We start from the raw sequence: 17,711 nt of genomic DNA, 5'->3' as shown, positions 1-17,711 counted from the left end.
GTATTTAAATGTTATTAACAGGTTCCCAAATTGTTGCTGAATGTTTAATTGAACAAGGTGTTGATACAGTGTTTGGTTATCCAGGTGGAACAATTCTAAATATTTATGATGCTTTATACCAATATCAAGATAAGATTCATCATATCTTAACATCTCACGAACAAGGTGCGGCCCATGCTGCTGACGGCTATGCGCGCTCAACAGGAAAGGTTGGAGTGTGTATGGCGACTTCTGGGCCGGGAGCTACGAATCTGGTTACAGGGATTGCTACGGCTTACATGGATTCAACACCATTAGTTGCAATTACTGCTAATGTTGCAGTATCGCTGCTTGGGCGTGACAGCTTCCAAGAAATTGATATCGCTGGAGTTACTATGCCAATTACTAAACATAATTTTATTGTTAAAGATATTAAAGATTTGGCACCAACGATCCGTAAAGCCTTTCATATTGCGAGCGAAGGTCGTCCTGGGCCGGTATTAGTGGATATAACTAAGGATGTTACAGCGGCTAAATTTGATTTTGAGCCAATTGTTCCAGAAGTGATCGAACCACGTAAATATACTTATGGTGCTCAAGAATTAGATCAAGCTATCAAGATGATTGAAGCAAGTGAAAAACCATTTATTTTTGTTGGTGGTGGGGCAATCGCTAGTGATGCGGCCAGCGAATTGAAAGAATTTGCAGAAAAAATTGATGCTCCTGTTACGGATTCTTTAATGGGTAAAGGCGCATATGATAATACCCGTCCTCGTTATACTGGAATGTTAGGGATGCATGGAACAAAAGCCTCAAATTTTGGGGTTAGTCAATGTGATTTATTGATTGTTGTAGGGGCTCGGTTCTCTGATCGAGTTACTGGAGATACAAATCGTTTTGCTAAAGATGCAAAGATTATTCATATTGATGTTGATGCTGCTGAAATTAATAAAAATGTTGTTGTTGATTTAGGGATCGTTGGTGATGCTAAAAATGTACTTAAAGAACTTAATGAAAAATTAACACGTCAAAATCATCCTCAATGGTTAAAAGAAATTCGTGATTTAAAAGAACGTTATCCTTTAAGTTATGATGATGAAGGTTTAACAGGTCCTTATGTAATTGAACAAATTGATTATCTCACTAATAGTGAAGCAATAATTTGTACTGATGTTGGACAACATCAAATGTGGGCGGCTCAATACTTTAATTATCGTCGCCCTCGTCAATTTATTTCTTCAGGTGGTGCTGGAACCATGGGATTTGGTTTAGGAGCAGCAATGGGAGCAAAATTAGCTAATCCCCACCAAACTGTCTTTAATATTGCTGGAGACGGATGTTTTAGAATGAATTTAAATGAATTAGCAACTCTAAGCCGTTATAATATTCCAGTAATTCAAGTCGTTATGAATAATCAAGTTTTAGGAATGGTTCGTCAATGGCAAACATTGTTCTATGGACAACGTTATTCCAACACAATTCTCGAAGATAAAGTTGATTTTTGTAAAGTTGCTGAAGGTTTAGGTTGTAAAGCAATTAAAGTTACAACTAAAGAAGAAGTTGCTTCAGCAATCAAAATTGCAATGGAGCATGACGGTCCTGTAGTGATTGAATGTATGATTGGTAAAGATGATAAAGTATTCCCGATGGTTGCTCCAGGTGGTGCAATTGCGGAAGCTTTTGACGATACTGATTTAAAGAATAAACAATAGGTAGTAATTTTTAATTACTATCTTTTTGTTTTTTAAAAGTATTTATTATAATATGCATTGAAAATCTAAATATCAAGTGTAATAATTGAAATATAGGATAAGGTTATAAGGAGGCAAGACAATGCAAAACGTATACAAATGTGTCTATGATTATGATGATCAGCAAATTGACAGGTTAACAAAAAACGGTAGTAGTATTCTTGGATTATTCAAGGTGATTGTGGAGAATGAGCGTTTTGTATTAATGCCGGTTAATCATCTAAATGCTAAAGATAGGAGCGTTTATTTTAATGAGATTGAAAAAGTAAAGATGACTTTATCCACAGGTGCAGCAACACGAATCACTATTAATCGTGCGACAATTTATCAAATTGATTTAAATATTTATTTTCATGATGGTTCATTATTTACTTTAGAATTTAGAAGTTTTCGAGGGGTTGTATCATTGATAAAGAAATTTGCAGAATTACATATCTATGTATATGATCCGATGAATTTATTGGAGATTATTTCAATGGATGATCGTTGGGCGATTGAAAAATATTTTGCAATTAACCTTGAGAAAATTAAAAAACAATTTCAAGTTGAAGAAATGCGAAAAAAAGATCGCTATGTTAAAGCGTAATGAGGAAAAGGGGGAATATAAATGAATGTAGTGTTAACGGGTGATAATACAAATATTACACCATACATAGTAATTATGGTAATTGCTATCGTTGTTATCGCAGGAGTATTGATTTATCGCAAAAAGAAACAAAAATAAAAAAAGAAACCGCTAGCGATAAGCGGTTTCTAAAGCTTTTTTCAAGACTTTAGGATCTTTATTATATGGTGTGACCTTACAGATTGGTTTATTGATTCCTAGTAATGTATAAACTGCAATTCTTGCGGCTCTTACAGAATATTCTTCGGTAAAGACCATATCCTCAGGGATTTCTACAAATTGAGAAATCATCGCAAAGTTAGTAGATCCTTTGGGAACAACATGAGGTCGATCGCTCATTTTTCGAGGCTGGAACTGGGCATCTACATATGGCATCATACATGGAATGACATTGATGATGTCTTTTTTAATTTCCTCTTTACGATCAATTAAATGAAGATGATATAGTAATTCATCAAAAATTTCTTCTCCAGTACAATCTTTCATTGGTTTTTTAATATAGTCGCCTAAACGATCAGTGTATAAGCCGTAAGCCCAAAAAATTGTAGTGTTAGCATCTTGTGCTTTGAAATGCGGTTGGGCTGCAACGACCATCGACATTAGCCATGATGAGTCTTTAAAGGTCATTAAAGCACCACTACCAGGGATGTTAGTTGAGAATTCCTCAATTATTTTAAGGAATTTATTTCCTTTAAATGTCACAGTAATACTCTCCCAGTTTGTTTCTTTAATGTTACCAAAGAATGGCTCAGGATTACCGAGGTTTGGTTTCTTTTGGGCAACCTTATACCAGAGTTCGCCAGAAATTGGTTTTTCAAGAGGTTTAGGAGCAGGAGTTTTGTAATCTCCTAAGGTAGCACTGTCAGTCATACATGCATTAGTCATAATACAAATGTCATTATCATTGAGAATGATTTTTTCATCTTTGCCATCTTTATTTAAGTAAAGCACTTTAACAGTAATAGTATCATCATCTTTAAAATCAATATCTGTAACAGTAGCGTTTGTTACAAAGTTGACATGATGACTATCTAAGTATTTCTTGATTGGTAAAATAACTGACTCAAATTGATTATATGGTGTTCTTGTTACGCCGGCTAATGTTTCGATACGTGGGAATTCAAAAATCATGCGGTTCATATAGCGTTTTAATTCAAAAACACTTGACCATTTTTGAAAGGCAAAAGTTGTTTGCCACATATACCAGAAGTTAGTTGTAAAGAAATGAGGTGCATCTTTAAACCATTGTTCAATCGTAATATCATCAAGTTTAGATTCAGGAGTAATCATTAATTTTCCTAAAGTTAAGCGATCGTTATTATCAAAGCCCATTGACTTAACGTCAAGAATTTTTCCATGACGATCAATTAAACGTGCCCGAGCTTCAGTTGGATGTAAATGATCAAAATCTAGTATTTCTTTAGTTACGCTTTGACCAGGATGGTCAAGTGAAGGAATTCGATCGAATAATTCCCAAAAATTCTCATAAGTTTCTTCATTTAACATTCGTCCGCCACGACAAACAAATCCATCTTTAATTGATCCGGCACCATCATTACTACCACCAAGAATTTTCATGCCTTCAAAAATATGAATATTTTTACCATCAACATGACCGTCTTGAATCAAATAGGCAGCCGCGGCCATACTGGCAAGCCCGCCACCAATTAAATAAAATTGTTGGTTTGTAATTTCAACAGGTTTTCTAACTGTATCTTTGTTATCAGCGTATTTCTTTGCTGCAACTGCTCCAGCTCCAGCTAGAAGAGCTGCTCCAGTTAATAATTTTGTTTTAGTTTTCATTTTTAATATCCTTCTTTCTTCTAACAAATACTAGTATAGCCAGAAAAAATAAAAAGTATTTAAACAAAGATTTAACTTTGTCTAAATACTAGACAGATATAATTAATTGTCTAATTATTTAATAAACTAGCAGCAAAAGTTTCACTTTGAGTAGCGATTTTTTTTAGTCCGTGTGCAAGTTTTGCAGGCTCATTTTTCATATTGGTTTTTATCCAGCGGAGTACTGTTCCGGCAATTCCATAAGCATAAAATTCACTAAAAAAATTCTTTTCTTGTGGGGAAACGGTTTTGTTTACATCAAGCTTAGTAATCGCATCATAAAAACATTTCTGAGCCAGATTATATAGATCATGATAAAAATATTGTTCGTTGGTATTGATAGTGCTAATATAAAAATCTTTTTCTTGATATATTTTTTCTAAAACTGTTAATAGACATTGATCCCAGTTGTCAAAAGTAATGATATTCTCGATATCTGCAAATAATTCATCATAATATAACCACTGTAATAAATCATATTTATCTTGGAAGTGATAATAAAAAGTTTGACGATTTAGACCACATTTATTAGTTAGATCGTTAATGGAAATTTTTTCAAAGTTTCGATACTGACAAAGTTCTTTTAAAGTTTTAGCCAAAGCCCGTTTAGTGATTAAAGAATCAGACATATAGTTCACCTCGATGATTATTGTAACAAATTTTTATGAATAAAACATTTACATTAATAATAATCTTGTTATAATAAGTATATAATCTTTCATTTTATTGTGACGAAAGGCAAAAAAAGGGGGGAGATATTTGGTTAAAATTACAGAATTAAAAACGAATAATATTCATCAAGTACGATTATGTTTTTATAATGGTGAAATTTGGACTAAAAACGATTTAGCTAAACATACTGGTCTATCACTTGCAGCAACAACAAACATCTTACAATTATTACTAAAAGATGATGAAATTAAGCTTGTTGGAGAAGCGCAGTCAACTGGTGGTCGCAAATCAAAACAATATATTCTAAATAAAGATTATTATCATTTAGGTAACGTAAGTTTAAAAAGAGATGATCAATATTATTATTTTCTTGTTAAAATTACAGATTTATTAGGGAATATTTTAAAGGAAGAAAAGCTTATTAGTGAAGAGGGTTCAATCGATGAATTACTAGAAGCCATAAGTAATTTAATTTGTGATGATTATAAAGTAACAGTGCTAGCACTAAGTATCCCGGGAGTGTGTAAAGATGGAAAAGTTGGAATTTGTGATTTTGAAGCGTTACGAAATTGTGAGTTGTTAAAGCTGCTGAAAGAGCATTTCAATCTTGATATAATAATGGACAATGATGTTAATGCGGCTAGCATAGGGTTTGGAATTCATTATCCAAATGCTAACAATTTAGCGTTAATGTATCAGCCTAAGATTAAATATGTTGGATGTGGTATTTTAATTAATCATCGATTATGCAGCGGATATTCTAACTTTGCGGGTGAACTATCATATTTGCCGTTTATGAGCCATCATGAGCAAGATGAAATGTTGTTTAAAGCTCCAAATGATTTACTATTAAAACAATTAGCAACGATTTGTTGTGTTATCAATCCGGAAATTATTGGTGTTTGCAGTGATGTATTTAAAGAGTTTGATTCGAGTCAATTAATTAATTATTTACCCGCAGAACATTGGCCTAAAATTATTGATATCGATAATTTAGATCAATTAATTAAAGATGGATTGTATAGTTTAGGAATTGAAGTATTAAAAAATAAAATGCGAAAGAGAGATAGATAAATGGAAAAGTATATTGATTTACACATGCATTCAAAATATAGTGATGATGGTGAATTTACTCCGACTCAATTAGTTGAACAATGCCACAAAGCAGGAATTAAGGTTATGGCAATTGCTGATCATAATAGTGTTAAAGCGATTGATGAAGCGAAAGAAGCAGCAGCTAAATTAAATATTAAATATATTCCTAGTGTCGAAATTGACTGTACTTATAAGGGAATCAACCTACATGTTTTAGGTTATGGGGTTGATTATCATCATGCGGATTTCGTGACGTTAGAAGAAAATGTATTGAACCAAGAACTAGCATGTTCAAAAGAAAAGGTAAAATTAACAAATATGTTAGGTTTTGATGTTGATCAAGCAGCGTTAGATGCTTTAAGTGATAATGGTGTTTATACGGGGGAAATGTTTGGTGAAGTATTATTAAATGATCAACGTTATAATGAAAATTCTTTATTAAAACCATATCGTAGCGGGGGAGAACGTAGCGATAATCCATATGTTAATTTTTATTGGGATTTCTATGCTCAAGGGAAACCATGTTATACAGAAATAGTTTATCCGACTTTAAAAGAAACGATTGATTTAATCAAGAGGCATGGAGGAACAGTTGTTTTAGCTCATCCTGGGAATAATTTAAAAGGTAAATTTGAGATTTTTGATGAGATGGTGGAATTAGGTGTAGAAGGGGTTGAAGCTTTTAGTAATTATCATAGTCCTGAAACAGTTGAATATTTCTATCAAGCAGGAAAAAAACATCAGATTTTGATTACATGTGGTAGTGATTATCATGGTAAAACTAAGCCGGCAATTGAGCTTGGTGAATGTCGCTGTACGATCGATGAACATGATATTGAAAATCAATTAAAAGAATATAAATTAATCTAATTATAAGAGCGTAATGGAGCGCTCTTTTTTATCAAAAATAAATTATAATTGTTCTTTAATTGATACAATCACTGTGCTATAATCGGGGCGTATAAAAGGGGATCAGTAACATGGATATAAAAAAGAAGAAATGCTTGATTAGCTTTGGTGCTGTGTTTTTATCATCGTTAATCATGGCTTTTGCAACAAAAAATTTAGTTCGGCCAGCCGGGATTTTATCAGGCGGATTTATGGGAATCGCAATAATGATCGATATGATTGCTGAACTAATCGGGCACAATATACCTACTTCAATTGGCTTATTGTTTTTAAATATCCCAGTAGCTTTATTTTGTGCAAAAAAAATATCACCACGATTTGTTTTCTTTTCGCTTTTGCAGGTTGGTCTGACATCGTTGTTTTTACCATTGATGCCACAAGTTCCATTATTTGATGACAAGATATTAAATGTTATTTTTGGTGGATTTATGTTTGGCGGAAGTATTGTAATTGCTTTGAAAGGTAATGCTTCAAGTGGTGGAACCGATTTTATAGCATTGTATGTTTCCAATAAGAGCGGAAAGGAAATCTGGAATCAAGTGTTCATTTTTAATACAATAATGTTGTGTGTATTTGGATATATTTTTGGTTTTGAGGCAGCAGGATATTCAATTTTATTCCAATTTATGTCAACAAAAACAGTTTCTAATTTTCATACCCGTTATAAACGTGTAATGATGCAGATTTTCACAAAAAACAAAGATGATGTTATGGCAATATATTGCAAAAATTTTCATCATGGGATTACAGCTTTAGATGGAATGGGTGGATATTCTAAGACGCCGGTTTCTATGTTAACGGCAATTGTTTCAAGTTATGAGGTTGATGATGTTGTTACTGCTTTAAAAGAAGTTGACCCCAAGATAATTATTAATGTAAGTAAGTCAGAAAAATATGTTGGTCGTTTTTACAATGCACCATTATAAAAATAATCCCGTTAGTTTAACTGGCGGGATTATTTGGTATTAGTATTTTGACAATAAAGTAACCTTCATCTTCTTCGAATTTAATTAAACCTTGGTAATGGTTGACTAATAGTCGTACGTTATTAATACCAATTCCATGATGCTCAGAGTCAACTTTAGTTGTATTTAAATCTGGATTAGCAGCTAGAACACTATCTTTGATACTGTTTTTAATACTAATAAAATAATACTCTGGTTTTGTCCCGATAGAAACCCAAAGTTGTTTATTGAAATTTGAATCGCAATTTTCAATTGCGTTGTCAATTAAGTTTCCCACAATAATAAAGAAATGGGCATCTTCCAGTGGACCAATGGTATTATGACAACTAGTTATAAGGTGAATCTCTTTATCCTTTATTTGATTAACTTTTTGTAATAATAAATAATCTAATAATTCATTTCCAGAAGATTGAACAAAGTTATTGCTATTTAAATTATGATTATATTCATTGATGATTTTAAAAGCTTCATTATAATTTTTATTAGTTAGTTGATATTTTATGGCATTAAAGACATGGATAATATCATGTTTCCAATTTCTTAGTTGTTGATAATTATTTTCATTGATACTTTGAATAGTTTCTAAGTTTTCAATTTTCATACTTTTTCGTTGTAATTCGAGAATACGATATTGTTCGCGCTGGGCCTCAAAGAATACAAAACAAAGACAGATTGTTAGGGCATCAATAAGCAATAATAGCAATGTTAGAGTGGAATTAAGATTATCCCCATAAAATATGTAATCAACAGTAACGCTGTAAATAAAGTTTAATAAAACAATTGAAATTGTAATATATTTAAGTACTTGACTTTCTAAAAAATAATACTTTTTAATATGACTGGCTGTTGCAAGTACGAGAACAAGTAAGATTGGTTTTGAAATCATAGCCATTAAATGATAACCGTCAACTGAATCGATTGGAAATTTGGCTAGTAAAGTAGAGAAACAAATTGATAAAGTAGTTGCTACATTAACAAGAGTATTAATGAACAAAGCGATAAAGATATTTTGTAAATAATTCGCTTTATTTAGAAAGTGTGAATAGGAAAAGAGAATTAGAATTGAAAGAACAATCATTATTATTTCGGGTGATGATGTAAAATTACATGCTGTTATGACTCCCGAATAAAAGAGAGAGGCAATCAAATAGGTGGAAAATTTCCTGTTAAATAATTTGTATACAAATAATGTGCAAATAAAAGCTTCAGTAATATTTATAATTAAATCAAAATAGCTCATAGTAACCCCCAAATATAGCTTTGATAGTGTTTTTCGAAATGTTTATTATATCCTAAGGATATGATTAGTTCGATATTATTTTTTAAACAAATTTTATTCTTTTTAATATCTTTTATATGTAACATATTTATTATAGTAGAACGATTAATGCGTACTAATCCATTAGAAAGGTGGGATTTTTCAATGTTTCCTATAGTGTCACGAATACAAATAGATTTTTTGTTTTCATATAAAAAGATATAACATAAGTGATCTTCTACAATGATGTAATAAATATCTTTGATGCGAATATTTTTCTTCCGATCGTAAATATAACCAGTAATAAATTTATCATTCTTTTTCAATGATTTAAATAACTGATTACAGACATTGATTATTTCTATTTTAATATTTTGTTTATTAATAAACTGAAATGGATGAATATTGTATGCGTTTGCGCGATAATCATTATTATTAGTAACAACTATAATTTTTGTTTCATAATAATTATTAAGACGTTCGGCAAATGAAAAACCATCTTCTTTAGGCATTTCGATATCTAAGAAGATAGCGTCATAAAAAATACTCAAATCAAAATTCAATGAATTATTATAAACATCAAGTTTATATTCAATATTATGAAGCTGACATTCCTTTTCTAATGTCGATAGGATTAATTTTTGGTCAAAATGATTATCATCAATAATTGCAAACTTATACATAGTTATTTCTCCTTTAGTGACTATTATATACGAAACTTGACGATTCGCGAAATAAAATAGTACTTTACGACATATATATTGTATTAATTTGGTGTTATGATATTGTGATGAAAGGAGATGTGGTTATGATTGATAGTTTATCAAATAAGTTAGTGAATTATTTAGACAAAGGTAATTATTTAGATGAGGATAAAGAAATATACCTTCATGGAGCTAAGCTGATTATTTCTGAAGTGATTGGGACGTTGCTGCTTTTATTTTTGGGTTTAATGACTAATCATTTTATTGAAGCAGTTGTTTATGAAATTGTTTTATCAAGCACAAGATCAATTTTAGGCGGGTATCATTGTAAAAGTTATGCCGCTTGTATTTGTACATATGCTGGTTTTTTCTTGGCGGGTGTTATATTTTTAAATTATTATCATTTTACATTAATGACAATATTAATAGTGTGTTTGATTGGTTCAATTAATATTTTAGCTTTAGGTCCAGTAGATAACGTGAATAAAGTTGCGAGTAAAAAGAAGAAAGATGTATTCATACGTTATTCAAAAATAGTCTTAATAATTTATCTAACAATAATAGCGGCATTATTCCATATTCATAATGGATATTTAGACATAATGGTTTATATATTTATTGTGATTAATCTACTAATGTTGGGAGGGAAGATTGATTATGAAAAATCTAAAAAGTAAAGTATTAAAAGTTTTAAGTTCAGGTTTATTTTTAGTTGCTGTTCAAGCGGTAAGTGTATATTCACAAAGACATATTTATCAAGAACAAGAACCTGAGGCATTAAAGAAATACGACAGATATTAATAAGAAAAGGATTGAGATAAATTGCGTATCTCAATCCTTTTTTGTATGCCGGGCATGGCATATATCTAGGTGGTGAAAGTCCACTATGGGGGTGCCAACCACTAGCCAATATCAAGGGTGTCTATCGTGAGGTGGAATCTGAAAGAAGATGGAGGCAAAATCTTGGTCCGAGGAACATGAATCACATCAGGCATATAATGGGGACGAGTGTGCAAAGCAACATGAAGTCATAAGAGGTTGTGGAATGAAACTATTATATGTAAATGTGGCAGATATATGGAAGGAAAGAGATATGACATTATCCTGGGAGGTCTCATGATGGAGAAATCCTAGTAATAATGAATCATGGGAAGTCAGCAGAGGTCGTAGTAGCAAAGAAGTGGCTGTAATGGTCATGGAGCGAAGGCCCGAAAGAAGAATACAGGGGAAGTGAGTATAATGGATAGCGAAAGAAATGGAGGTAACGGAAATATGAAAACTGATAATGCATTGCTTGAACAGATGCTTAGTGATACTAATCTAGGACTAGCATTTACACAAGTAAAACGAAACAAAAGTGCAAGTGGAGCAGATGGGAGTAGATGAACTTAAAGGTTATCTAGAAGAAATTAAGGACAGTATACGTAACAAGACATATAAGCCAGAACTTGTACGAAGAGTAGAAATACCTAAACCTGATGGCGGAGTACAAAATTTAGGAGTACCAACAGTACTTGATAGATTTGTTCAACAAGCCATAGCCCAAGTATTAATACCTATCTACGAATCAATATTTAGTGACAATAGTTTTGGCTTTAGACCAAATAGGTGTTGCGAAATGGCAATTATCAAAGCGTTAGAATATATGAATTAAGGCTTTCAGTAGGTAGTAGATATAGACTTGGAAAAGTTCTTTGATACAGTTAATCACGATAAACTCATCTCACTTGTCATGAAGGGTGTAAAAAGTGAGGAGATAGTATCTCTAATTAGAAAATTCCTAGTGAGTGGAATTATGATTGATAATGAATATAGAGAGTCAGTCGTAGGAACACCACAAGGGGGAAATCTAAGTCCCCTACTCAGTAACATAGTTCTCAATGAACTAGATAAAGAAATGGAAGCACGAGGGCTAAGATTCACACGTTATGCAGACGATTGTATTATATTAGTGGGTAGCAGTAAAGCCGCCGATAGAGTAATGGAAAACATTAGTAAATTCATAGAAAAGAAACGTAGATTTAAGGTAAACATGACTAAAAGCAAAATTTTGAAACCTAATGATATTAAATATTTAGGATTTGGTTTCTACTATGACTCTTTTTCATCTATGTGGAAAGCAAAACCACATGAGAAAACTGCAAACAAAATTGAAGAAACTAACAAATAGAAGTTGGTCAGTATCTTGGGAATATAGAATACTTAAGATAAGACAACTGATAGTTGGATGGATTAATTACTATCGGATAGAAAATTTTATGGGTGTATGTAGAAAACTAGATAAACAAATAAAATTTCGAATAAGAATGTGCCTTTGGAAGAAGTGGAAGACGAACAAAAGCAGGGAAAAGCAACTAATAAAATTAGGAGTATTACCATGGCAAGCAAAGACTTAGGCAAACTGTCGTGAGTCATATGCAAGATGTGCAAGCACATTTCTACAAACAAAAATAACAAACAATTTACTATATAAAAAAGGGCTACCATCAATGGTAGTCCAGTATCAGTTAAAACATATTTCAATATAGATTTAAACCGTCGTACGGCACGTACGGTGGTGTGAGAGGTCGAAAATAAATATAAAATTATTTATTTTCTCCTACTCGATTATTTTATTAAATTGTTTTCTAATAAAAAGTTATAAGCAACATCTTTTGTTTTTTGTTTTTCTTCATCTACTTTATAATTTAGGTCTACCATTACTTCTTCGTTTAGATAATTTTGTAATTGATTAACTAATTCAATGATTTCTGGACATTCATCTTTGATTCTTTGATTAATGATCGGAATAGCATTGTATGGTAAGAAGAAGTTTTTGTCATCAGTTAACACCTTTAAGTCAAATTTCTTTAATAGTCCATCAGTAGAAAAAGCATCAACTAGATCACATTCATTATTAACTAATGCTGTATATCGAGGTGAACCGTCAATTGGGATAACTTCTTTAAACTGAAGTGGATATGTTTCTTGTAAACCGACTAAGCAGTCTTTTCTTTCAACAAATGTTAATGTTGGTGAAAAGATTAATTGATTAGAAACTTTACATAGATCACTAATTGTTTCGATGTTATATTTATCAGCAGTTTGCTTGCTCATTGCTAAGGTATAAGTGTTGTTAAATCCTAGTGGTTCTAAAACGGTAAAATTATATTGTTTTTTCATTTCGTCTTTGACTGTGTTGTAGACAGCTTCTACGTCACTGTTAGGCTCAAGGCCGAGAACACTACCGTAAATAGTTCCTGTATAATCGACATACATATCGACATCACCAGTTTTCATCGCATCTAAGACGATTGACGAAGAGCCAAGTGATAATGACTGGTTTACTTCTACATCGGTATTTTTTTCAATCAAATACTTTAACATATAGTTCAATATTTCTTGTTCAGAAAAGTCCATACTACCAATATTGATTGTGATTTTATCGCTAGTTTTGCCTAAATTAGTATAAACAAAACTTCCAGCTAGACAGATACAAGTAGCGATAATAACGATCTTATCAATAAGTTTTTTTCCTTTGCTTTGTGGACTGGCTAGTTGATTGCATTTAGGGGTAACTAAGACTTCTAAAATTGAAAAAATATAATCAATCAATAATGCTAAGATACAGGCAGGAATAGCTCCGGCTAGAATCTGTGCATTATTTACTGTTCGGATTCCCGCATAGACTAAATACCCTAATCCTCCGGCACCAATAAAAGCTGCTAGAGTCATTAACCCGACTGAACTGACTGCTGAGATTCTAACTCCGGCCATGATAACAGGTGCTGCTAAAGGAATTTGAACTTTATAAAGAACTTGCATTGGTGTTAATCCGATTCCTTTAGCTGCTTCAAGGGTATCGCTATTAATGCTATCCAATCCAGCTACGGTATTTTTTATAATTGGTAATAACGAATACAAGATAACCATTACAATCGCTGGTTTTGTTCCTATTCCTAATAAAGGAATCATGAATCCTAACAAGGCCATTGATGGAATTGCTTGAATAATATTTGCAATTGCCATGACTGGTTTTTTTGATGGTTTAAAATAAGTAATAATGATTCCTAGTGGAACTCCAATTAAAATTGAAATAATAATAGCAAGAATCGTTAGTTGAATATGATCGATAAAGAGTCCGAAGATAGTTGAAAAGTTTTGACTAAAGTAATTAATAAATTCATTCATTTTAATCATCCTCACTTTCATCATATTTCTTTGATAAAGTGGTTACTAATGTACTCTTAGTAATTAATCCAACTAATTTGTTTTTATCATCAACTACTGGCAAAGTGTAAATATTACTGCTGTTAGCTAGATTGATGACATCAACGATAGATTCATCGGGTTTAACTGATAAACATTCGGTATGCATTACCTCATCGACCTTTTTATCACGATTCTTTTCTCTAGCTGCTTGATTAGCATCAAGAATTCCTAAAAAGTTTTGATGATTATCAACGATCATCAAACTATCAACTTTATAATTATACATAATGTTTACAGCTTTGATACATTTTAAATTGACATTACAAGTAATTGGCTTATCAATCATGATATCAGCTACCTTGATTAATTCTGGCGAATCCCATATTCGTTTTTTTCCAACGAAGTTATGAACAAAATCATTAGCAGGATGCTTTAAAATTTGTTCAGGCGTATCAAATTGTTGGACACGGCCATCAGACATAATACAAATTCGATCAGCCATCTTGATTGCTTCAGCCATATCATGAGTTACAAAAATAATGGTTTTATGTAGCTTGTTTTGTAACGTTAGCAACTCATCTTGGAGTTGTTCTCTGGTGATTGGATCAAGAGCACTAAATGGCTCATCCATTAAGATGATCTCTGGATCACTGGCGAACGCTCGGGCAACTCCGACCCTTTGCTGTTGACCGCCACTCATTTGAGTAGGGTATAAGTTCATATACCCTTCTGGATCGAGTCCTACCATATCCAATAGTTCAACAACCTTGGTGGCAAGGCTGGGATCCTTCTTGTTTTTTAATTTTGGTATTAATTCGATGTTTTCTTTGACAGTCATATGGGGAAATAATCCTGTCTGTTGAATTACATAACCAATATTTCGTCTTAAATCAATTTCGTCTTCTTTGCTGATGTCTTTACCGTCAACATAGATAGCCCCACGAGTAGGCTTGATCAAGCGGTTGATCATTTTTAAAGCGGTAGTTTTACCACAGCCACTAGGACCGATGATACAAACGAATTCTCCCTTATCAATTGAAAACGAAACGTCTTCTAGTACATGTTTGTCCTTAAAAGACTTATAGATGTTTTTAAATTCAATCATTTAATCATTCCCTTCTTAAGTACCTATTATATCACAGAAAATGTGTACTTTATGTGAATATGGTAATTTACTTCTATTGTTGTGATAATAAATTAGCATGATTTCATCAATAAAATTGTTTATTGATGGGGTGTTCAACAGCATAAAAACCGCCGTTGAAGCTGTATGCGTGATAACCACAGCGCGTTAATTTTTGAGCTAGATCAAGGGATCTTTTGCCGCTGTAACAGATTAAATAAATAGGTTTATCTTTGGGGAATTGTGGTGGAGTGGCGATAAAAGTATCGTAAGGGATATTGATGAACTTGCGCAAATGAATTTTATTAAATTGTAAAGGATCTCTTAAATCGATAAATGTATAATCATGTTTTAGTAATTCGGGTAATTTGTCGACACTGATTAATTGGCTGTTTTCCATATATTTCACCTCATTATATTGTATGAAATTAATTGAAAACAATGAATAACAGTGATATAATTCAGCCATGGAGGAATATTAAAGATGGATAAAAAAACAATCAAAGATATCGAAGTCGCTGGAAAAGTAGTTTTATGCCGTGTTGACTTCAACGTACCAAGAAACAAAGAAACTGGAGAAATTACAAATGATAATCGTGTGGTAGCTGCTTTACCTACAATCAATTATCTATTAGAACAAGCTCCAAAATGTGTAGTTTTATTCTCACACTTAGGAAAAGTAAAAACAGAAGAAGACAAAGCTAAAAATGATTTAGCTGTTGTAGCTCCTTGTTTAGAAAAACATTTAGGAAAACCTGTTACTTTTGTTAATGCAACAAGAGGACCGGTATTAGAAGATGCAATCAAAAATGCTGCTGATGGAGCAGTAATCTTAGTACAAAATACTCGTTATGAAGCTGGTGAATCTAAAAATGATCCTGAATTAGGTAAATATTGGGCTTCTTTAGGTGATGTATTTGTTGAAGATGCATTTGGTTCTGTACATAGAGCACATGCTTCAACTGCTGGTATCCCTGCTCACTTACCAAGTGCAGCTGGATTCTTAGTTGAAAAAGAAATCGCTTATATTGGAAAAGCTGTAAATGATCCTGAAAGACCAATGGTCGCAATTTTAGGTGGAGCTAAAGTTTCTGATAAAATCTTAGTTATCGAAAACTTATTAAAAGTTGCTGATAAAGTTATCGTTGGTGGAGGTATGTGCTATACTTTCGCTAAAGCTATGGGTCATAACATTGGTAACTCTTTAGTTGAAGATGACAGAATTGAAATCGCTAAAGAATTAATTGCTAAAGCCGGAGATAAATTAATCTTACCAATCGATTCAATTTGTTCTGATAAATTTGCTGTAGATGGTGATATCAAAGAATGTGGTGAAGATGTACCTGATGGATACATGGGATTAGACATCGGACCTAAATCTGTTGAATTATTCAAAGAAGCATTACAAGGTGCTAAAACTGTAGTATGGAATGGCCCAATGGGTGTGTTCGAAATGGAACCATTTGCTAAAGGAACAATTGCTGTATGCGAAGCTTTAGCTAACTTAGATGGTGCTAATACTATTATCGGTGGTGGAGACAGTGCTGCTGCTGTTATGCAATTAGGATATGCTGATAAAGTTTCTCACATTTCAACTGGTGGTGGAGCTTCATTAGAATATATGGAAGGTAAAGTTCTTCCTGGTATTGCTGCAATCGATGATAAATAATAAGGGGAAATTATAATGAGAAAACCAATTATCGTAGGAAACTGGAAAATGAATAAAACAATCGCTGAAACAAAAGCGTTTGTTGAAGCTGTAGATGCTAAAGTATCAGACAGTGCTGATTGGGGTATTGCTACGCCATACTTAGCTTTACAAGCTGCAAAAGAAGGAACTAAAAAATTATTAGTTGCTGCTGAAAACTGTCATTTCAAAGATAGCGGAGCTTATACTGGTGAAGTTAGTGTTGAAATGTTAAAAGAAATTGGAGTTGAATGGGTAATCCTAGGACATTCTGAAAGAAGACAATATTTTGGTGAAACTGATGAAACAGTTAATGCTAAAATGTTACAAGTATTAAAAAATGATATGACTCCAATCGTTTGTGTTGGTGAAACATTAGAAGAGTACGAAGCTGGAACTACTAAAGATGTTGTTAAAACTCAAACAGTTGCTGCCTTCAAAGATGTTTGCCCTAAATGCGCAGGACGTACTGTGATTGCTTATGAACCAGTATGGGCAATTGGAACTGGAAAAACTGCTACTAATGAAATTGCACAAGATGTTTGTGGATATATTCGTAGTGTTGTTGCTGAACTTTACGGTCAAGAAGTTGCTGATCAAGTTAGAATTCAATATGGTGGATCAGTTAAACCAGAAGGATTAAAAACTTTATTAGAACAACCAGATATCGATGGTGCTTTAGTAGGTGGAGCTTCTTTACAAGCTGATTCTTACATTGCAATGATTGAAAACTTAGGATAATAATTGAGAGACTTCATAAAGAAGTCTCTTTTAATATGTATATTTTTATTTAAATAGGGTATAATAAAGAAGGAGTTTTATTAATTAAATTAATAAAGCATATTAGTAACTATTATTGTTAAACTATGCTATAGTGTAGTTGCAAGGGATAGATAAATTAAAAAGGAGG

At 32.5% G+C, this 17,711-nt stretch carries 21 protein-coding genes; 14 read left to right on the top strand and 7 right to left on the bottom strand.

What is annotated here, in order from left to right:
• Positions 1-8 precede the first annotated feature (8 nt).
• The 3 genes from ilvB to EYR00_RS14170 all read left to right on the top strand — a co-directional run bounded on the left by ilvB (position 9) and on the right by EYR00_RS14170 (position 2,454).
• Positions 9-1,691, top strand: a complete 1,683-nt coding sequence (gene ilvB, locus EYR00_RS14180; protein ID WP_003539603.1) for a biosynthetic-type acetolactate synthase large subunit — start codon at positions 9-11, stop codon at positions 1,689-1,691.
• A 121-nt stretch (positions 1,692-1,812) separates the two neighbouring features.
• Positions 1,813-2,316, top strand: a complete 504-nt coding sequence (locus tag EYR00_RS14175; RefSeq protein WP_003539605.1) for a hypothetical protein — start codon at positions 1,813-1,815, stop codon at positions 2,314-2,316.
• A 21-nt stretch (positions 2,317-2,337) separates the two neighbouring features.
• Complete coding sequence (locus EYR00_RS14170) at positions 2,338-2,454, top strand: LPXTG cell wall anchor domain-containing protein (RefSeq protein ID WP_008792698.1); 117 nt, start codon at positions 2,338-2,340, stop codon at positions 2,452-2,454.
• A 12-nt stretch (positions 2,455-2,466) separates the two neighbouring features.
• Here EYR00_RS14170 and EYR00_RS14165 read toward each other — a convergent pair whose 3' ends face one another.
• Complete coding sequence (locus EYR00_RS14165) at positions 2,467-4,158, bottom strand: oleate hydratase (RefSeq protein ID WP_003539607.1); 1,692 nt, start codon at positions 4,156-4,158, stop codon at positions 2,467-2,469.
• Between the two features lie 110 nt (positions 4,159-4,268).
• Complete coding sequence (locus EYR00_RS14160; protein WP_003539610.1) at positions 4,269-4,826, bottom strand: TetR/AcrR family transcriptional regulator C-terminal domain-containing protein; 558 nt, start codon at positions 4,824-4,826, stop codon at positions 4,269-4,271.
• Positions 4,827-4,956: 130 nt separating this feature from the next.
• Here EYR00_RS14160 and EYR00_RS14155 point away from each other — a divergent pair, with 130 nt between their 5' ends.
• The 3 genes from EYR00_RS14155 (at position 4,957) to EYR00_RS14145 (ending at position 7,799) form a co-directional block, all read left to right on the top strand.
• Positions 4,957-5,943 (top strand): ROK family protein, encoded by a 987-nt coding sequence (locus EYR00_RS14155; protein ID WP_003539611.1) that lies wholly within the window; start codon positions 4,957-4,959, stop codon positions 5,941-5,943.
• Positions 5,944-6,834 (top strand): PHP domain-containing protein, encoded by an 891-nt coding sequence (locus tag EYR00_RS14150; protein ID WP_003539612.1) that lies wholly within the window; start codon positions 5,944-5,946, stop codon positions 6,832-6,834. It begins immediately after the preceding gene.
• Between the two features lie 110 nt (positions 6,835-6,944).
• The gene (locus tag EYR00_RS14145) at positions 6,945-7,799 is read left to right on the top strand and encodes a YitT family protein (protein ID WP_003539614.1); all 855 of its coding nucleotides are present in this window, start codon (positions 6,945-6,947) and stop codon (positions 7,797-7,799) included.
• 16 nt (positions 7,800-7,815) lie between these two features.
• On the opposite strand, the gene EYR00_RS14140 is transcribed toward EYR00_RS14145, so the two are convergent.
• Positions 7,816-9,078, bottom strand: coding sequence for a sensor histidine kinase (locus tag EYR00_RS14140; RefSeq protein ID WP_009300317.1), 1,263 nt, complete (start codon positions 9,076-9,078; stop codon positions 7,816-7,818).
• Positions 9,075-9,779, bottom strand: a complete 705-nt coding sequence (locus EYR00_RS14135) for a LytR/AlgR family response regulator transcription factor (RefSeq protein WP_003539617.1) — start codon at positions 9,777-9,779, stop codon at positions 9,075-9,077. The genes EYR00_RS14140 and EYR00_RS14135 overlap by 4 nt, the downstream gene beginning before the upstream one ends.
• 125 nt (positions 9,780-9,904) lie before the next feature.
• On the opposite strand from EYR00_RS14135, the gene EYR00_RS14130 reads away from it, so the two are divergent.
• From EYR00_RS14130 to EYR00_RS16145, 6 genes are all read left to right on the top strand, one after another.
• Positions 9,905-10,477, top strand: a complete 573-nt coding sequence (locus EYR00_RS14130) for an accessory gene regulator B family protein (RefSeq protein WP_040434437.1) — start codon at positions 9,905-9,907, stop codon at positions 10,475-10,477.
• Positions 10,458-10,601: a cyclic lactone autoinducer peptide gene (locus EYR00_RS14125; RefSeq protein ID WP_003539619.1), complete on the top strand. Its 144-nt coding sequence runs from the start codon at positions 10,458-10,460 to the stop codon at positions 10,599-10,601. The genes EYR00_RS14130 and EYR00_RS14125 overlap by 20 nt, the downstream gene beginning before the upstream one ends.
• Positions 10,602-11,039: 438 nt before the next feature.
• Positions 11,040-11,186, top strand: a complete 147-nt coding sequence (locus tag EYR00_RS15655; RefSeq protein WP_003539621.1) for a hypothetical protein — start codon at positions 11,040-11,042, stop codon at positions 11,184-11,186.
• Positions 11,173-11,454 carry a reverse transcriptase family protein gene (locus EYR00_RS15995; protein ID WP_003539622.1) on the top strand — a complete coding sequence of 94 codons (282 nt, stop codon included), beginning with the start codon at positions 11,173-11,175 and terminating at the stop codon, positions 11,452-11,454. Before EYR00_RS15655 ends, EYR00_RS15995 begins: the two co-directional genes overlap by 14 nt.
• Positions 11,455-11,481: 27 nt before the next feature.
• A complete protein-coding gene (locus EYR00_RS15990) occupies positions 11,482-11,970 on the top strand; it encodes a reverse transcriptase domain-containing protein (RefSeq protein ID WP_009008928.1) in 489 nt (162 codons plus the stop codon).
• Complete coding sequence (locus tag EYR00_RS16145; protein ID WP_081446390.1) at positions 11,894-12,196, top strand: group II intron maturase-specific domain-containing protein; 303 nt, start codon at positions 11,894-11,896, stop codon at positions 12,194-12,196. The genes EYR00_RS15990 and EYR00_RS16145 overlap by 77 nt, the downstream gene beginning before the upstream one ends.
• Positions 12,197-12,407: 211 nt before the next feature.
• Here the strand turns inward: EYR00_RS16145 and EYR00_RS14115 are convergent, their stop codons facing one another.
• The 3 genes from EYR00_RS14115 to EYR00_RS14105 form a co-directional block, all read right to left on the bottom strand.
• On the bottom strand, positions 12,408-13,970 hold the full coding sequence (locus EYR00_RS14115; protein WP_009300313.1) for an ABC transporter permease/substrate-binding protein: 1,563 nt from the start codon (positions 13,968-13,970) through the stop codon (positions 12,408-12,410).
• Between the two features lies 1 nt (position 13,971).
• Entirely contained in the window at positions 13,972-15,096 is a 1,125-nt protein-coding gene (locus EYR00_RS14110; RefSeq protein ID WP_003539633.1) for an ABC transporter ATP-binding protein, read from the bottom strand.
• 106 nt (positions 15,097-15,202) lie between these two features.
• Complete coding sequence (locus EYR00_RS14105; RefSeq protein ID WP_003539634.1) at positions 15,203-15,514, bottom strand: rhodanese-like domain-containing protein; 312 nt, start codon at positions 15,512-15,514, stop codon at positions 15,203-15,205.
• 84 nt (positions 15,515-15,598) lie between these two features.
• Here EYR00_RS14105 and EYR00_RS14100 point away from each other — a divergent pair, with 84 nt between their 5' ends.
• Positions 15,599-16,783, top strand: coding sequence for a phosphoglycerate kinase (locus EYR00_RS14100; RefSeq protein ID WP_003539635.1), 1,185 nt, complete (start codon positions 15,599-15,601; stop codon positions 16,781-16,783).
• A gap of 15 nt (positions 16,784-16,798) precedes the next feature.
• A complete protein-coding gene (tpiA, locus tag EYR00_RS14095; RefSeq protein ID WP_003539636.1) occupies positions 16,799-17,542 on the top strand; it encodes a triose-phosphate isomerase in 744 nt (247 codons plus the stop codon).
• Positions 17,543-17,711 lie beyond the last annotated feature (169 nt).

This window comes from Thomasclavelia ramosa DSM 1402 (genome assembly GCF_014131695.1).
In the GTDB taxonomy this organism is placed as follows: Bacteria; Bacillota_I; Bacilli_A; order Erysipelotrichales; family Coprobacillaceae; genus Thomasclavelia; species Thomasclavelia ramosa.
This window is presented reverse-complemented; position numbering and strand designations above follow the sequence as displayed.

What these genes read in the sequence shown, in the direction of transcription:
- EYR00_RS14165 (WP_003539607.1), bottom strand. Translation starts at nt 4,158, where the DNA reads ATGAAAACTAAAACAAAATTATTAACTGGAGCAGCTCTTCTAGCTGGA.
- EYR00_RS14140 (WP_009300317.1), bottom strand. Translation starts at nt 9,078, where the DNA reads ATGAGCTATTTTGATTTAATTATAAATATTACTGAAGCTTTTATTTGC.
- EYR00_RS14150 (WP_003539612.1), top strand. Translation starts at nt 5,944, where the DNA reads ATGGAAAAGTATATTGATTTACACATGCATTCAAAATATAGTGATGAT.
- EYR00_RS14135 (WP_003539617.1), bottom strand. Translation starts at nt 9,779, where the DNA reads ATGTATAAGTTTGCAATTATTGATGATAATCATTTTGACCAAAAATTA.
- tpiA (WP_003539636.1), top strand. Translation starts at nt 16,799, where the DNA reads ATGAGAAAACCAATTATCGTAGGAAACTGGAAAATGAATAAAACAATC.
- EYR00_RS14110 (WP_003539633.1), bottom strand. Translation starts at nt 15,096, where the DNA reads ATGATTGAATTTAAAAACATCTATAAGTCTTTTAAGGACAAACATGTA.
- EYR00_RS14100 (WP_003539635.1), top strand. Translation starts at nt 15,599, where the DNA reads ATGGATAAAAAAACAATCAAAGATATCGAAGTCGCTGGAAAAGTAGTT.
- EYR00_RS15655 (WP_003539621.1), top strand. Translation starts at nt 11,040, where the DNA reads ATGGATAGCGAAAGAAATGGAGGTAACGGAAATATGAAAACTGATAAT.
- EYR00_RS14125 (WP_003539619.1), top strand. Translation starts at nt 10,458, where the DNA reads ATGAAAAATCTAAAAAGTAAAGTATTAAAAGTTTTAAGTTCAGGTTTA.
- EYR00_RS14130 (WP_040434437.1), top strand. Translation starts at nt 9,905, where the DNA reads ATGATTGATAGTTTATCAAATAAGTTAGTGAATTATTTAGACAAAGGT.
- EYR00_RS14105 (WP_003539634.1), bottom strand. Translation starts at nt 15,514, where the DNA reads ATGGAAAACAGCCAATTAATCAGTGTCGACAAATTACCCGAATTACTA.
- EYR00_RS14170 (WP_008792698.1), top strand. Translation starts at nt 2,338, where the DNA reads ATGAATGTAGTGTTAACGGGTGATAATACAAATATTACACCATACATA.
- EYR00_RS14175 (WP_003539605.1), top strand. Translation starts at nt 1,813, where the DNA reads ATGCAAAACGTATACAAATGTGTCTATGATTATGATGATCAGCAAATT.
- EYR00_RS15995 (WP_003539622.1), top strand. Translation starts at nt 11,173, where the DNA reads ATGGGAGTAGATGAACTTAAAGGTTATCTAGAAGAAATTAAGGACAGT.
- EYR00_RS14160 (WP_003539610.1), bottom strand. Translation starts at nt 4,826, where the DNA reads ATGTCTGATTCTTTAATCACTAAACGGGCTTTGGCTAAAACTTTAAAA.
- EYR00_RS16145 (WP_081446390.1), top strand. Translation starts at nt 11,894, where the DNA reads ATGACTCTTTTTCATCTATGTGGAAAGCAAAACCACATGAGAAAACTG.
- EYR00_RS14115 (WP_009300313.1), bottom strand. Translation starts at nt 13,970, where the DNA reads ATGAATGAATTTATTAATTACTTTAGTCAAAACTTTTCAACTATCTTC.
- ilvB (WP_003539603.1), top strand. Translation starts at nt 9, where the DNA reads ATGTTATTAACAGGTTCCCAAATTGTTGCTGAATGTTTAATTGAACAA.
- EYR00_RS14145 (WP_003539614.1), top strand. Translation starts at nt 6,945, where the DNA reads ATGGATATAAAAAAGAAGAAATGCTTGATTAGCTTTGGTGCTGTGTTT.